The following is a 15722-nucleotide window of genomic DNA, read 5'->3' on the forward strand; positions in this document are numbered from 1 at the left end:
AACCATGTTGCGTTCCCATCTGCCCCTTAACGCACTGCGTGCGTTCGAAGCCTCCGCCAGGCATTTGAGCTTTACCCGGGCGGCCATCGAGCTGTGCGTGACCCAGGCGGCGGTCAGCCATCAGGTCAAGAGCCTGGAGGCACAGCTCAACGTCACGCTGTTCAAGCGCCTGCCCCGTGGCCTGATGCTCACCCGCGAAGGGGAGACATTGTTACCGGTATTGCGCGAGTCCTTCGACCGTATTGCCCAGACCCTGGGCCAGTTCCAGGCCGGGCACTACCGCGAAGTGCTGACGGTGGGCGCGGTGGGCACGTTCGCGGTGGGCTGGCTGCTGCCGCGCCTGGCGGATTTCCAGGCGCGCTACCCGTTTATCGATCTGCGCCTGTCGACCCATAACAACCGCGTGGATGTGGCAGCCGAAGGTCTGGATTATGCAATCCGCTTTGGCGCCGGCGCGTGGCATGGCACCCACGCCTGTGAGTTGCTGGCGGCGCCGCTGACGGTATTGTGTGTGCCGGCGATTGCCCGCCAGTTGCAAGGCCCGGGCGATGTGCTCAAGCACACGTTGTTGCGCTCTTATCGGGCGGATGAGTGGAGCCTCTGGTTCCAGGCCGCCGGGTTGCCCGCCGACACCCTGGTGCCGCGCAGTATCGTGTTCGACTCCTCCCTGGCGATGATGGAAGCGGCGTTACAGGGCAATGGCGTGGCCCTGGCGCCGGCAATGATGTTCTCGCGCCAGTTGGCCCAGGATGTGATCCGCCAGCCGTTCGAGGTGGGGATCACCACGGGTAGCTATTGGCTGACGCGCTTGCAGTCGCGCGCAGAAACCCCTGCCATGCTGGCGTTCAGGCAATGGCTGGAGGAGGTGACGGCGATCGAGCTGGCTTGAGCGCCCTTGTTGTGGTTGTGGCGAGCGGGCTTCTTGTGGCGAGCGGGCTTGTCGGAACGCCGCATCGCCCGCGCTGGGCTGCAAAGCAGCCCCAAAACCTGCACCCTCGGTCTATCTGATACAACTCAGCGGTCTTATTGGGGCTGCTTCGCAGCCCAGCGCGGGCGATGCGGCGTTCCGACAAGCCCGCTCGCCACAACCGCAACCGCAACACCAACATTACTGATCAGGCAAGGTACTTGCGGAACCACCCCAACGTGCGCTCCCACGCCAGGTTCGCTGCCGCTTCGTCGTACCGTGGGGTCGAGTCGTTGTGGAAGCCATGGTTGGCGCCCTTGTAGATATACCCTTCATAGGTCGTGCCAGCAGCCTTCAAGGCGGTCTCATAGGCCGGCCAGCCTTCGTTGATCCGCGTGTCCAACTCGCCAAAGTGCAACATGATCGGCGCCTTGATCTTCGGCACGTCCTTGGCGTCGGGTTGGCGTCCGTAGAACGACACCGCCGCGCCCAGTTCCGGGTAGGCCACTGCCGCCGCATTGGTCACGCCACCGCCGTAGCAGAAGCCGGTGATCCCCACTTTGCCGGTGCTGGCGTCGTGGTGCATCAGCCATTCGATGGCGGCGAAGAAGTCATTCATCAGCTTGGTCGGGTCGACGGTCTGTTGCAGTGCCACGCCTTTTTCATCATTGCCGGGGTAACCGCCCACCGAGCTGAGGCCATCGGGGGCCAGGGCAATAAATCCGGCCTTGGTCAGGCGTCGGGCGACGTCTTCGATATAGGGGGTGAGCCCACGGTTTTCGTGCACCACCACCACCGCCGGCCGTTTGCCCTCGACCTTGGCCGGGCGCACCAGGTAGCCACGCACTTGGCCATTGCCCTTGGGCGAGGGGTAGGTGATGTAGTCGGCAACGATGTCCGGATCGGTGAACTTCACCTGTTCGGCCAGGGCGTAGTTGGGGCTCAGCGAGGCCAGCAACGCCGAGGCGGTCAGCCCGCCAAAGGTGAACAGGGCCGCACGGTCGAGAAACTCGCGGCGGTTGATCTTGCCGTGGGCATAGCCGTCGTAGAGTTCCAGCAGTTCAGGGGCGAAGTCTTTGGCGGTCAGGCGAGGCATCGGCAGGCTCCTATAGCGGCGTGTGGCGTTGAATGTAGACCATTGTCAGGTTTGCCGGCCATGGGCGGCGTTCGCCAGTTGCCCGGTATCGACCCGCACGAAGATCGAATCGCCCATCGCCGTCAGCACTCCATCGGCGTACACCTCGCATACCACGCGGCTCTTGCGCCCGACCTCACCCTCGACCCTGGCGCGCAAAGTCAGTGGCACACCCATTGGGGTCGGCTTGATAAATTTGATGCCCAGGTTGCCAGTCACGCAGTCGATGCGGGGCAGTACACCCGGTTCGCGCTGTTCGGCACGGTAGTGATAGGCCATGGCCGTCCAGTTGGAGTGGCAATCGACCAACATGGCGATCAGGCCACCATAGACCAGGTCCGGCCAGCCGCAATATTGAGCCTCGGGCAGGTGCTCGGCGACGATGTGGACACCGTCTTCATCCCAGCGGCTTTGGATGTGCAGCCCATGGGCATTGCGCGGGCCGCAGCCGTAACAGACGCCGTCTGGCGCGGTGGTGTCTTGCAGGGAAGGGGTGTGCATCGTCGATCCTTATTGTTCTGGGGCCAATCCACGAGCCTAAAGGCGCGCCCCCCTACCGTGCAAACTTCTTCGCCCCGGCCACGCAGGCAATCACCGCGACGGTCACGGCCAGCATGCCCAGGCTCACCTGTTCATGCAGCAAGCTGGCGGCCAGCGCCAGGCCGAAGAACGGTTGCAGCAACTGCAACTGGCCGACTGCAGCGATACCGCCCTGGGCCAGCCCGCGGTACCAGAACACAAAGCCGATCAACATGCTGAACAACGCGACGTAACCCAGGCTCAACCACGCCGGCAGGCTGATCCCGGCGAAGGACGCGGGGGCCAGGAGCAAGGTCAATGGCGCGACCACCGGCAGCGCCATCACCAGCGCCCAGCAGATCACCTGCCAGCCGCCGAGGGTGCGCGACAGCTTGGCCCCTTCGGCGTAACCCAGCCCGCACACCAGCACGGCCAGCAGCATCAGCAGGTCGCCGGCGGGGGCGGCGCTCAGGCCTTGGGCCAGGGCATAGCCCATGACCAACAGGCTGCCGAGGATCGAAAACAGCCAGAACACCGGGCGCGGTCGCTCGCCGCCGCGCAGCACACCAAACACGGCGGTGGCCAGGGGCAGCAGGCCGATAAACACGATGGAGTGGGCCGAGGTCACATACTGCAAGGCCAGTGCGGTGAGCAGCGGGAAGCCGATCACCACCCCCCAGGGACACAATCAGCAACGGCCCCCCACTGTTCGTGCACCGGGCGCCTTTCGCGCAGCAGCCACAACAGGCACAGGCCCAGTACGGCGGCGATGCTCGCCCTGGCCACGGTCAGAAACACCGGGTCGAACTCCAGCACCGCCACGCGGGTGGCGGGCAGCGAACCGCTGAAAATCAGCACGCCGATCAAGCCATTGATCCAGGCGCTGCGGCTATGTTCGGGGGGATGATCCGGGAAGTCTGTTCCATGCAGGGGGGCGCTCGATAAGGGAGGGTTGCGTTTGGGGCATCCTAGGGGCTGAAGATTTCGACAATCAAAAAAATTGTCATGGATACATCGCCCATGCCCCGCGCCCGTTACAAATCGTTGGTAGATAGCTTTGCCCGAGATATCCGCGCCGGCACCCTGGTGCCCGGCACGCGTCTGCCCACCCACCGCCAATTGGCGGCCAGCCACGGCCTGGCCCTGGTCACGGCCAGCCGGGTGTATAGCGAACTGGAGGCCATGGGCCTGGTCAGCGGCGAGACTGGGCGTGGCACTTTTGTGCGCGAAATTGCCCTGGCGCCGGGCCAGGGCAGCGGGCAGATGGCCGTGGCGGCGGGCATGCTCGACCTGAATTTCAACTACCCGTCCTTGCCCGGCCAGGCCGACCTGCTGCGCACCGCCTTGCGCCAGTTGGCGTTGTCCGGCGACTTGGAGGCGCTGCTGCGTTACCAGCCCCACGCCGGGCGCGTCCATGAACGGGCGGTGATGGCGCGGCATCTGCTACACCGAGGGTTGAGCGTTGCGGCCGAGCAGGTGCTGGTGGTCAGCGGTGCGCAACACGGGCTGGCGGTCAGCATGATGGCGCTGCTCAAGCCGGGAGACGTGATCGCGGTGGATGCGCTGACCTATTCGGGGTTCAAGGTGCTGGCCGAGACCTTGCACCTGGAAATCGTCGCGATCCCAATCACGCCGAGCGGCCCTGATCTGCAGGCGCTGGCGCAGCTGTGCCGGCGCCGGCCAGTGCGGGCGCTGTACTGCATGCCGACGTTGCATAACCCACTGGGCTGGGTGCTGGGGATCGAGCAGCGCGAGCAACTGGTCAGCATCGCCCGCGAGCATGGGCTGATTCTGATCGAAGACGCCGCCTACGCGTTCCTCGCCGAACACGCGCCGCCACCGCTGGCGCACTTGGCGCCGGAGCGCACGGTTTACGTGGGCGGACTGTCCAAGAGCGTCGCCACGGGCCTGCGCGTGGGGTTCGTGGTGGCACCGCTTGCGTGGGTGCCGGCGCTGGAGCGTACGATCATGGCCACCGTGTGGAATGCGCCTGGCGTGATGACCGGCCTTGCTACGGCCTGGATCGAAGATGGCACGGTGTTGCAACTGGAAGCGCAGAAGCGCCAGGACGCCCGGGCCCGGCAAGCGATGGCGGCTGAGGTGTTGGCGGGGTTGGATTACATTGCCCATCCCGCGTCGTACTTTTTATGGCTGGCGCTGGGGGAAGACGTGCGGGCCGATCAGATCGCCATGGCGTTGGCGCGGGAGAATATCTCGGTGTCCACCGCAGAGCCGTTTTCGGTGTCGGACCATGTGCCCCATGCGATACGCCTGGCATTGGGCTCGGTGGATAAAGGTGCGTTGCGTGCGGCCTTGTTGAGGGTGCGGTGGGTGGTGGCGGGTTATTGAGGCGGCTTGCTGTGGCAAGGGAACAGCCCCTTGCCACAGCAGCCCCATTGCTACTGGGACTGACTGCACCGGATCAGGAAACGGGCGCGCCTAGGCGCCGATCCACGAGTGTTCAGCACCAATCTTGACGTTGAACGTGTGAAAAAGCGGTAAATAGTGTTCCTTGGCTCTAAGGAGTTGTAGGCCCAGAAGGTCGGGGGACACAATCCCCTTGCTTGCGTAGGCGTTGCGGGCGTTGTCCAGGACATTGACCACCGGTCCGATGGCGACCAGTTCTTTTTCTCCCTCGACAGCTTTGGCTTGCCGGGTCATTCCATCGAAGCCCAGATCATACATATCAGGCCTTTTCGCTTTCAGGGTGTCGTTAAACAGGTTGGGCCCCACGGTCTCAAAAATTTTACGCTCATACGCTTTGAATTCCGGTGTGTAGATAATCGATCCATCAGGTCGGCGGGTGGCGATAGGTCGATTGGCAGCGAAATAGGGCTTGTTTTTGCTAAACCGTTGCTTCATTTCGGTGATTATGTCGCTTATTACTGGATTGCCGGGTTGCGTTGCAAAGTTGCTGGTGTTGTAGAACGTTTTGTAGTCATTGACGTAATGAACAACAGGCTTATTGAGGAGGAAGTCATTGGCGCCGGCCATGACTGTCGCATTGCCGACATTGGCTTGAATGAGGTCATCGGTATCGAGATAAATCCCGCCGTGTTTGTTCATGATTGGATAGCGGGCGACATCCGATGCGGCCGCCAGGTTTTTGCCTGGGCCCTGGCGGAAAAAGCTGTAGAGCTCGCTGTTTTTCAACTCTTTGAAGATCTCGTCGTCATTGAGGTTTGCCACCGTCATGCCGGGGGCTTTGTTCTCCAGTTCACTCTTTATTTTTTGAAAAATGGCCGGGTTGTCGGCATCTACGTGAACGACGGATTTATACCCTGAGGCTTTGCGCGCGTTTTCAACCATCTTGTCGACCAGGTGAGGGGGGATTTCCTGACCAGCCCAAAAATAGTGCAGCGCTTTGGGTAAAGGCCTTGCATCCTTGGGGACGGCGATGGTGGCGGAGGAGGCAACATCGACAAACTGGAATCGATGGGCGTCGATTTGTTTGGCCTTTTTCAGCTCATTGAATGTTCCCCGCTGCCATTTGCCTTTGCCGCTGCGCCAGAAATACATAGGGTTGGTCCCCTCAACACCCGTCGAGACGTTGGTGGCTTTCCATGCGCCGGCTGAACTGTCGAAGCGAACGCTATGATCCACGCCCTTGTAATTGACGGTAAAGTGAGCGTTCAAGTTTTGGTTCGCAGTGATATCGTCCATCGGCACGACATAAGTACTGTCAGCGAGCCTCCAGGGCGTTGGTGCACTTCCCGCACCGCCAAGCAGACGGTTGCCCCTCGATAGGGGCTCCCACCCGGCGACGCCCAGTTCCCTCACCGGTATATCCGGGCCTGCGCCTGCTGCGTGGCGGATGACGCGCTGGCCATCCGCCACGCGCGATTCATACAGCACCCCATCAACGTTCACATACTCCTTGTTGCTGCGGCCTACATAGACATTACTTTGCAAACCCTTGGGCTTGAGCTCATCGGGCGCGATGTATTTTGCCTCATAGCCCAATAGGTCGGAATTGAGTGACCTCACCTCGCCATTGGCCGCCACCTGTTTAGGCTGGAAATCCTTGAGCGGAGGGCCGAAGGCGCGTTTCTTGAGGGGGTCGTATTGATGCCAGTTGCCTTGAAACATCACGACGTTGCCTTCAACGGTCTCTTGTCCAACCTTGAACGTGCCGCTTGCCGCCAGCCCTTGCTGCTGACTCACGGCTTTTATCCCATCATTGCTGGCAATGGCCGCCAAGCTGTTGGGGTCGTTTACCTTCGGTGGGTCAACCGCAAAGTGTTCCAGTGCTTTGCCATAGGCCCGCTGGGTGCGGGGATCGAAGGCGTACCACTGGTGCGTCGCCTCATCGAACTTGGCCAGGGTTTTACTTTCAAGGGCGCTATTGGCCGCTTTGTAGGTGCCTTCGGCCAGGTCCGGTTTTTTTGCCAGCTCCAGCAGATTGACGCTGCGGTAAGAGCCGCGCAGGGATTTAACGCCCTTATACCCGGCACGACCCAGGTGCACGACACCCCGCGCCAAGTCATCAACGCCGCCCAATGGATTGAGTGCACCCACCGCAGCCCGGCCGACGATCTTGCCAACCCTGCCGACCTTTGACAGTGTCGATGCCCCGACGGCAACGGCTTTTGCGCCCTTGGCCGCAGCCCCCAGGCCGACGGCGAAACCGAAGATATCAAAGGCCAGGTCAACAATTCCCTCGCCAATTTTTCCGTCTATGAAGTTCTTGATGGCTGACCGGAACGGGATCAGATTCAATGCAATTTCTTCCAGTACTTTGTAGGTCGGTACTTCCGTCTGAAAGGTTGTGGCACCCCGTGCGTATCGCTCGACAGCAGGCAGCTCCATATCCGCGATCAGCGCATCTGCAATGTATTGGGTCCTGGGGCTGGCGAAGCTATTGGGTGCGCCTTGTGACGCTTTGTTTTCATCCTCGATGCCCGCCTGACCAGTCGGTCTTATCACATCGAAGCGTTTCCCTGGCGAGGAATGCATAAAGCTGCTGCGGGGCTCGTATTCCTTGTATTGCTGGTCCGGTTTGCGAGTCACGGTGCCTTGCAATCGATCGATTGCATACGTCATGACTTTGCCGTTGCGTTCGGTCTGTACCAGCAGCACGCCCGGTGCCACACGAATGGGAAGATCGTCTCTGTCGTAGCGTATTTCCTTGCGGATGGTTATTTTGCCGAACTCAAGATTTTCGCGGTCTTCCAGTGGCAGTTTTGAAATCAGCATTTTGAGCTGCGCGCCCGTCGCCTTTTTGACCGTAGCGGCGTACTCGTTAAATGAGGTTTTGAAGCGCTCCAGCGGCCGTGGCAGGTCTTTGAGTGTGGGGATGATTTCGTTGATGTTGATGGCTGCCGAGGAGCTCACCCATGTAGCTGGTTGACCATCACGCTCAATATGGACTTGCCCTGCCGTGATGACCTTCACAAAGGCGCGGCCTCGTTCTCCCCAGCCATCGGCCGAGTCAGGCGCACCTTGGAATGCGCGTCCATCGATATACAGGTCCAGAATCGAGTAAGGCCCCGGGAAATGTACGCTCGAGGGCTGTGACGCGATGCACTTTTTTTCGAACAGTTTCGGGTCCATGTCCGGCAACGCTTTTTTCAGCGCTTGCAGCGCAAAAGCCTTGGTCGTTGGCATCTCGCCGAGGGGCGATTCGGACACTTCCCGCAGTTCACGAATTTGTGCTGTGAACGCCTCACGCACGCTGTCGATTGCGGCCTTGGTCTGCGGGTAAGCCATGCCGTTGGCCACCCCCCATTGCATGATCGCTTCGTTCTGCGCCGCATATTCAACCTGGCGCTCTTGATCGGTGATCGGTGCGGTTCCGGCTTCGAGCATGATCTGCACGTAGCTCATCGTTGCCGTGACCCCTGGCGCCTTTGCTTCAAGGCGCGCGGTGGCCGTGACGAAACTGACCCAGCTGTGGGTGCCGACCACCACCTGGCTGGGAATGTCCTTGACGAGAAACTCGGGCGCCTGATTGGCCAACAGCAGATGCGCCTGGAGCGCGGCTTTCTCTGGGCTCGATGCTTTACCTGTGGCGAGCAGGTGAGCGGCGAGTTCCTGGGTGATCGTGGCGGCAGACTTTCCCGTATTGACGGGCGAGACCAGTCGATAACCTGCGACCTGGCCCTGGCGGTCTGCGGGGCCGCCAGCGCTGTTGTCGATTTCCACATTCAAGCTGGCTAACAACCAGTCGTTGGCACTGCCTTTGACGTTGCGCGCCTCGAATAGGGACGCCATGGCACTCCCCAGTTCCTGGCCCCTGGGCGAATTGACCAGGCTGTCAATCAACGCGCGAGGGTTGCGCAGCGCCTCGGGGGTAATGGGCCTGCTGTTCAGCAGGTAGTCCAGCACGCTCTTGAAGGGCGTGAGCGTCGTAGCGCCGAATTTGCCGGTGCCTATATCCGCCATCAGTTGGGCCTGGTTGCTCGGGTCCACGGGCGCAGGCCACGCCAGTGCGCCACCCAGGTTGCCATGGATGGCGGCCTTGGGTGTTGGGGTAGACAGCGCGGTTACGAGGTTTTCCAGTTGCTCGTGGTCGGTGGGGATATCCCAGCCGTGATCCTCCAGAAATTTCAGCAGGCTGATGCTGTTCCCAGGGCCGGTATTGGCTGGCTGATAGCTGCTGTCGTATGACAGCTCGAGGGTGATCTTCTGCAATTCATCCTTTATGGGCCCGACAGCGTGCGGGGCCTCTTTTACCGAGGTCGCCAACTGACGCAATTGGCCGGCGGCCAGGCTGCGGTTATGCACGTCACCCAAGTACGCTTTCTGGACCTGGATCGAGTCCTCGCTGCGGGATTTAATCAAATCGGCAGAGGTCACCGGATCCAGTTTCCCAAACCCTTGATCCCGGTCGATTTGTGCCGCGCGCTGACGCATTGCCGGCCCCGTGAGGTTCTGCGGCTCCTGGTAAAAGCGCCCGACCCGCCAATGCGCAACGGGCTCATCGAGGTCACTTTGCGGGGGCGTGAATGCCGTATCGGCGTGGCCGGCTGAGACGACGCGTGCGGCCTCCAGGACAGGCCCGCTGATCGCGCCCCAGTGCCTGTCGCTTTGGCCAACGGTGTGCTGTTTTTGCTCCGGATCGAGATGGCGCTGGCGCTTGAAAGAAATGTCACCGGTCTGCAGGTTGAGGGTGATCGACCCCGGGTTGACGCCTTGTTCTTCCATCCACTGACGGACTTCGGGTGATTTGAGGGTGTCTCGTAAATGGCTCCACCACTGGCCGAAGGTGGAGTCAGGCGCAACGGTGTTGATCGTGACATTTCGCTCTCGGTTGGCAAGCTTGAGCAGTGCCGAGTGGTACTCCATTGCCAGTGCGCGATCACCTGCGGCGCGAGAGCTCGCGGCGCAATCTGGCGAGGCGGACGACTCACGCTTTTGTCGGGAAAGTGATTGTGCCTGTTGAGTGTCGCCAATGGGGGAGGGTTGAGGGGTGGCGCTGAGCTGGTTGGAAATGTTGTTCATAAGGTCTGCGGCCTGAAGATTCGGGAGTTGTGCTGGGTTGAAGCGGCTGCCGTGGCATCAACCGTGTGTAGCGTTCTGTCCGAATTGATTCCCGCATTCTGTCAATAGGTTGTTGCTATGTATTTCCTCTGATTTCTCTCAAAAAACGGTAACGGTAGATCCCCCGTTGGGCTGCTGCGCCGCCCAGCGCGGACGATACGGCGTTCCGGCAAGCCCGCTCGCCACAGGTCGGTGCTCCCCTTATTAGCCAAAAGACTGTTTTTCAAAGCGCTGTAAGGAAGAGGTCTCAGAACCGGTCCCTTCAACGTCTTTATAGAAGGAGTCGAAGAAAGAAGGCTGCACATCGTCAACAAGCGAGGTGTATGTGGTTAATTTTTGGTATCGGTCAAATTTGGTTGGTTTTATGACTGGTGACGTTGGTTAAGCGCGGTATGGCCGTAGGGGAACAGGCTGGGATATGCCCTAAGTGTGTTGAAAAGTAACCCTATAAAAATTTGGTGTGTAGCTATGTAGCGTGTTTTCGGCTGTTGACCGAGTCCGCAGTAACGCCTTTTTGACGGAGTCAGCTCTGTGCGCAACCAACCGGTCAGTCTTTTTCAAGGCAGTATCTGCAATAAACATTGGGATTTTGCGGGGTCGAAAGCGCTGCTTCTGCGACACGGTTTCCGGGCAGTGAGTGAACGGCCATGGTCAAACGGTCATTCCAACCAAGATTCGGTCAGTGGCATATGCCCTGCACCCACCCTAGGCAACTCATGCGCTCACTTCACTACAGGCTTGATAATGACCAAACCCTTCCCGAATCAGAGTGGTATCTACGACGTCATCGTTGTGGGCGGTGGCGTTGTGGGATGCGCGATGGTCCGGCGCTTTACCCTGGAGGGGGCGCGAGTGCTGTTGCTGGAAAAAAGCCCGGACATTTTGTCTGGTGCGAGCAAAGGCAATAGCGCGATTTTGCACACCGGCTTCGATGCGCCGACCGGCAGCCTGGAGCTGCAATGCATGAAGGACGGCTACCAGGAATACCTGCAAATCCACCAGAAGATGTCACTGCCGCTGCTCAAGACCGGTGCGATGGTGGTGGCCTGGAACGAGGAAGACCTGGGCAAGCTGCAAGGCATCGTCGAGCAGGCACACGCCAATGGGATTGCCGATGTGAGTCTGATTGGCCGCGAGCGGGTGCGCGCCCTGGAGCCGAACCTGGCACATAACGCCCTGGGAGCGGTCGAGGTTCCTGGTGAGTTTCTTATCGATCCGTGGTCGGCGCCCCTGGGTTACCTGCTTCAGGCGATGATCCATGGGGCGCAGGTGCGCTTCAATACCGAGGTCAACGGCGGCTACTTCAACGGCGAACTCTGGGCCCTGGAGACCACCAACGGGTTTATCCGGGGGCGCACGATCATCAACTGCGCCGGGTTGTTTGGCGATGTGCTGGAGCAACAGTTGCTGGGCGCATCGAGTTTCTCCATTCACCCGCGCAAAGGTCAGTTCGTGGTGTTCGACAAGGCGGCCGCGCGCTATCTGGGCAACATTATCTTGCCGGTGCCCAATGAACGTACCAAGGGCATCGTGTTGACCCGTACGGTCTACGGCAACCTGCTGGTGGGGCCTACCGCCGAGGAACAGGAAGACCGCGTGCACGCCGGCCTCGACAGCGATGTGTTGCGCCAACTGGTGGACGCCGCCGTCGAGCGGATTCCTGCGCTCGAAGGCATGCCGGTCACCGCCACGTATGCCGCGCTGCGGCCGGCCACGGAAAAGAAAGAGTACCGAGTGCAGCGGGTCGAAGGTAAGAACTGGATCAGCGTCGGCGGCATCCGCTCCACCGGCCTTACGGCGGCGCTGGGCATTGCCCGGCACGTGTTCAGTCTTTATCAGCGCGAGCACACAGCGGTGCCTGCGCAAATCCTGCAATGGCCCAAGCTGCCCAACCTCGCCGAGCATTTGCCGCGCGATTACCAGAGCCCGGGCTACGGCGAAATCGTCTGCCATTGTGAAATGGTGACCCTGCGGGAAATCGAAAATGCCTTGGCCAGCGCGCTGCCGCCCGGTGACCTGGGTGGTTTGAAGCGCCGCACGCGAGCCTGCATGGGGCGCTGCCAGGGTTTTTATTGTGGCGCACGCGTGGCTGAGTTGAGCGCTGGCCATCTGGCCATTCCCCTTGCGACAGGTGTTTGTCATGCCGCCCATTGAAATCGAAAACGTTGATGTCGCGATTATCGGTGGCGGCCCGTCGGGGTTGTCGGCGGCGATCACCCTGCGCAAGCTGGGCGTCGACAAGGTCGTGGTGCTTGAGCGTGAGCCTGAGGCTGGCGGCATCCCGCGCCATTGTGGGCATCCGCCTTTTGGCCTGCGTGAATACGGCAGGCTCTACACGGGGCCTGTGTATGCGCGCAAAAATGTCGCGCAGGCGTTGAAGGCGGGGGTGCAGATCCGCGTCAAGCACTCGGTGACGCAGATGGGCCAGGGCGGGCGCCTGGAACTGGTAAGCCCGGATGGCGCCAGGGTTATCCAGGCGCGTCGGGTGCTGATCGCCACCGGGGCCCGGGAAACGCCGCGTTCGGCGCGCCTGCTGGGCGGCGATCGTCCGCTGGGGGTCATCAATACCGGCGCGTTCCAGTCCTATCTGTACCTGGAGCACCTCAAGCCTTTTGAGCGCCCGTTGATCGTCGGTACCGAGTTGGTCAGCCTGTCGGCGGTCATGAGTTGCCGACGTGCCGGGATTCAGCCGGTGGCGATGATCGAGGCCAATCAGCGGGCCACGGCGCGCTGGCCGTTGTCGCTGTTCCCGCGGTTGTGCGGGGTGCCGGTGCATTTGGGCGCGCAACTGCTGCAGATCCACGGCACTGGGCGGGTGGAGGGTGCGACCGTGCGTCTGGCCAACGGGCAGACCACCACCTTTGATTGTGACGGCGTGCTGCTCACCGGCCAGTTCACCCCCGAATCCAGCCTGGTACGCTTGAGCGAGCTGCGGCTCGACCCGAAAAGCGGTGGCCCGCACATCGATCAATACGGGCGCTGCAGCGATCCGGCCTACTTTGCCGCAGGTAATCTGCTGCGTCCCGTCGAGACGGCAGGTTGGTCGTTTCGCGAAGGCCATAAGATCGCTACGATGATCGCCCGCGACCTGCAGGGGCAATTGCCGACTGGCGCGCCGAGCATCGAGATCGCCTGCCAGGGCGACGTGAAACTCTGTGTGCCACAACGCCTGAGCCCGTCCGCTGTGGCGGGCATGCAGCACCTGCAACTGCGGGTCAGCTGTGGGGTAAAAGGGCGCCTGGTGGTACGGGCCGATGGTACGCAAATCTGGTCGCGCACCGGCAGTTGGTTGCCAGAGCGGCGGATATTGATCCCCATCGCCGGCCTGAACTTGCCCCAGGGCGTACAGCAACTCGAAGTCGACTTTGTCGGCCCATAACAAGACCTGCCGAGGAGTCTTTAACATGCGCATTGCCGCGCTCGATCAAGGCACCACCAGCACCCGTGTACTGGTGGTGAGTGACAATGGGTCTGCTGATATCCAGCTCTCGTTGCGCCATCAGCAACACCATCCCCACCCTGGTTGGGTGGAGCACGATCCATTGGAATTGCTCAACAACCTGCAGCGTTGCCTGGAGGCCACCGGCCAAGTGGATGCCATCGGTATTGCCAACCAGGGTGAAAGTTGCCTGGCGTGGGATGCCAAGACCGGCGAGCCGTTATCCCCGGTGATCGTCTGGCAGGACAATCGCACCTCGGCCGAGATCGCCCAGTTGCGCGGCGACGGGGGCGAAGCCCTGACCCTGGAGCGTGCGGGTTTGCCGTTGGATCCGTATTTTTCGGCGAGCAAGCTGGCCTGGATCGTGCGCAACCTGCCGGCGGCGCAAAGCGCCTTGAAAGCCGGACGGCTGCGCCTGGGCACCACCGATGCGTACTTTCTCGACCGCCTGACCGGGGTCTTTGCCACCGATGTCACGACCGCCTCGCGCACTTCGCTGATGAACCTTTCGACCGGGCAGTGGGACAGCCAGCTCTGCGAGCTGTTTGGCGTGCCCATGGAAACGCTGCCGCAGATCCGCGATACCGTCGGGCACTTTGGCGAGATCGGCGCTACGCCGGTCACCGCCTCGATTGTCGACCAGCAAGCCTCACTGTATGGCCATGGTTGCCGCAATGAGGGCGACGCCAAGATCACCTACGGTACGGGGGCGTTCGCCCTGACCTTGACCGGCGAGCAGATCATCCGGGCGCCAGACAAGGGCCTGTTGGCCACCATTGCCTGGCAGATCGACGGCAAGCCCACGTATGCCATGGACGGTGGCGTCTACGATGCCAGCGCCGCCGTGGAGTGGGCAGGACGGCTTGGCTTGTTCAGCGACTTTTCGGAACTGGCGGCATTTGACGAACCACCGGCCATTGGCCGCCAACTGGCGTTTGTGCCGGCGTTGTCCGGGCTCGCTTGCCCCCACTGGGACCGCAGCGCGGCAGCCCTGTGGGTCGGCATGAATGGCAGCACCACGCGCCAGGATATGTGCCAGGCCGTGCTGGAAGGCGTGGCGTTGCGCAGTGTTGAAGTGATCACGGCCATGGACGGTTTTCTCAGTGTCACCGATCACCTGTCCATTGATGGCGGCCTGGCGCGCAGCCCATATTTTGCGCAGTTCCTCGCCGATGCCTTGCAGCGCTGCATCGTCACCCAGCGTTTCGATGAGCTGACGGCGTTCGGCTGCGCTGCGCTGGCAGCCAAAGGCCTGGGCGTGGCCCTCAAGCCGCCGCGTAACACCAGCACCAGCTTTCACCCGAAAGTCAGTGCCGCGCAAGCCCAGCAGTGGCGTGCCACGTTCAGCGATGCGGTGACCCGTTGCCGCGACTGGCGCTGACGGCTTACCACTCCGGCCGGGTCAGGGCAGGGGCCTCCAGGACTTCCACCTGGGCCTCGGCCAGGGCCTTGGCCAGTTCACCCAAGGGTTTGCGGTCGATGATCAGGCGGTCGATGCGTTCCAGGGGGAATACCTGGAACAGCGCGCGCTTGCCCATCTTCGAGGAATCGGCAATCACCGTGAGGTAGCGCGTGCGGGCGATCATGGCGCGGGTGATTTCCGCTTCTTCGATGGAGAAGTCAAAGGCGCCGTCGGTGTTCAAGGCGCCAATGGTGACCACCGCATGCTCGGCGTTGAAGCGCGCGATCTGCTCCATGGCCAGGGCGCCGATATTCTGTTCCGATTCGGGGCGGTATTCGCCGCCGATCACGAATACGCGATTACCGCTGGCGCCAATGGCGGCGGCGATCAACAACGAATTGGTAATGACCGTGATGCGGTTGAGCTTTGCCAGTTCACGGGCAAAGAACAGGGTGGTGGTGCCGGTATCGATCAGCAGGCTGTCGCCCGGCGCATAGAGCCCTGCGGCAAACCGCGCCACCGCACGTTTCTCCTGGGAGAATTCGTTCATCCGGGTCTGGAAGGCGTTCTCATGTTCGCCGCTGGGGGGGAGCGAGGCACCGCCATGGAACTTGGTGACTTGGCCTGCGTCGGCCAGGGCCGTGAGGTCGCGGCGAATGGTCTCTTGCGAAGTGGCGAGGGTGCGCGCCAACTCGTCGACCGAGATGCGTTCACGCTGGCGTAGCAGTTCAAGGATATGTTGGCGTCTTTCATTGGGGCGCATGGGCAATCTCCTCTTGATGCTACGTGAGTGCGCCACAGGAGCGCAGCGCTGTTACCGAGGCACTCAAATGATGCC

9 protein-coding genes and 1 pseudogene are annotated in these 15722 nt (G+C 61.4%); 5 read left to right on the forward strand and 5 right to left on the reverse strand.

Going from position 1 to position 15722, the window contains the following annotated elements:
* Nucleotides 1-4 precede the first annotated feature (4 nt).
* Nucleotides 5-889: a LysR family transcriptional regulator gene (locus JTY93_RS11630; RefSeq protein ID WP_205476437.1), complete on the forward strand. Its 885-nt coding sequence runs from the start codon at nt 5-7 to the stop codon at nt 887-889.
* Nucleotides 890-1115: 226 nt separating this feature from the next.
* Here the strand turns inward: JTY93_RS11630 and yghX are convergent, their stop codons facing one another.
* The 3 genes and pseudogenes from yghX to JTY93_RS11645 all read right to left on the reverse strand — a co-directional run bounded on the left by yghX (nt 1116) and on the right by JTY93_RS11645 (nt 3487).
* Entirely contained in the window at nt 1116-2003 is an 888-nt protein-coding gene (gene yghX / locus JTY93_RS11635; RefSeq protein ID WP_205476438.1) for a YghX family hydrolase, read from the reverse strand.
* Between the two features lie 45 nt (nt 2004-2048).
* Nucleotides 2049-2543, reverse strand: a complete 495-nt coding sequence (locus tag JTY93_RS11640) for a PaaI family thioesterase (RefSeq protein WP_205476439.1) — start codon at nt 2541-2543, stop codon at nt 2049-2051.
* A 52-nt stretch (nt 2544-2595) separates the two neighbouring features.
* Nucleotides 2596-3487, reverse strand: a pseudogene (locus tag JTY93_RS11645) (DMT family transporter).
* 94 nt (nt 3488-3581) lie between these two features.
* Between JTY93_RS11645 and JTY93_RS11650 the strand changes: the two are divergent.
* Entirely contained in the window at nt 3582-4910 is a 1329-nt protein-coding gene (locus tag JTY93_RS11650; protein ID WP_205476441.1) for an aminotransferase-like domain-containing protein, read from the forward strand.
* Nucleotides 4911-5000: 90 nt separating this feature from the next.
* On the opposite strand, the gene JTY93_RS11655 is transcribed toward JTY93_RS11650, so the two are convergent.
* Nucleotides 5001-10004 carry a glycosyltransferase gene (locus JTY93_RS11655; protein ID WP_205476442.1) on the reverse strand — a complete coding sequence of 1668 codons (5004 nt, stop codon included), beginning with the start codon at nt 10002-10004 and terminating at the stop codon, nt 5001-5003.
* 783 nt (nt 10005-10787) lie between these two features.
* On the opposite strand from JTY93_RS11655, the gene JTY93_RS11660 reads away from it, so the two are divergent.
* From JTY93_RS11660 to JTY93_RS11670, 3 genes are read left to right on the forward strand one after another with little or no spacing between them, the layout of a single operon-like run.
* On the forward strand, nt 10788-12197 hold the full coding sequence (locus tag JTY93_RS11660) for an NAD(P)/FAD-dependent oxidoreductase (protein WP_205476443.1): 1410 nt from the start codon (nt 10788-10790) through the stop codon (nt 12195-12197).
* Nucleotides 12184-13422, forward strand: a complete 1239-nt coding sequence (locus JTY93_RS11665; protein ID WP_240344241.1) for an NAD(P)/FAD-dependent oxidoreductase — start codon at nt 12184-12186, stop codon at nt 13420-13422. The genes JTY93_RS11660 and JTY93_RS11665 overlap by 14 nt, the downstream gene beginning before the upstream one ends.
* A 25-nt stretch (nt 13423-13447) precedes the next feature.
* The gene (locus JTY93_RS11670; protein WP_104912215.1) at nt 13448-14863 is read left to right on the forward strand and encodes an FGGY family carbohydrate kinase; all 1416 of its coding nucleotides are present in this window, start codon (nt 13448-13450) and stop codon (nt 14861-14863) included.
* A gap of 4 nt (nt 14864-14867) precedes the next feature.
* Here JTY93_RS11670 and JTY93_RS11675 read toward each other — a convergent pair whose 3' ends face one another.
* A complete protein-coding gene (locus tag JTY93_RS11675) occupies nt 14868-15647 on the reverse strand; it encodes a DeoR/GlpR family DNA-binding transcription regulator (RefSeq protein WP_169999432.1) in 780 nt (259 codons plus the stop codon).
* Nucleotides 15648-15722 lie beyond the last annotated feature (75 nt).

It is taken from the genome of Pseudomonas hygromyciniae (genome assembly GCF_016925675.1).
In the GTDB taxonomy this organism is placed as follows: domain Bacteria; phylum Pseudomonadota; class Gammaproteobacteria; order Pseudomonadales; family Pseudomonadaceae; genus Aquipseudomonas; species Aquipseudomonas hygromyciniae.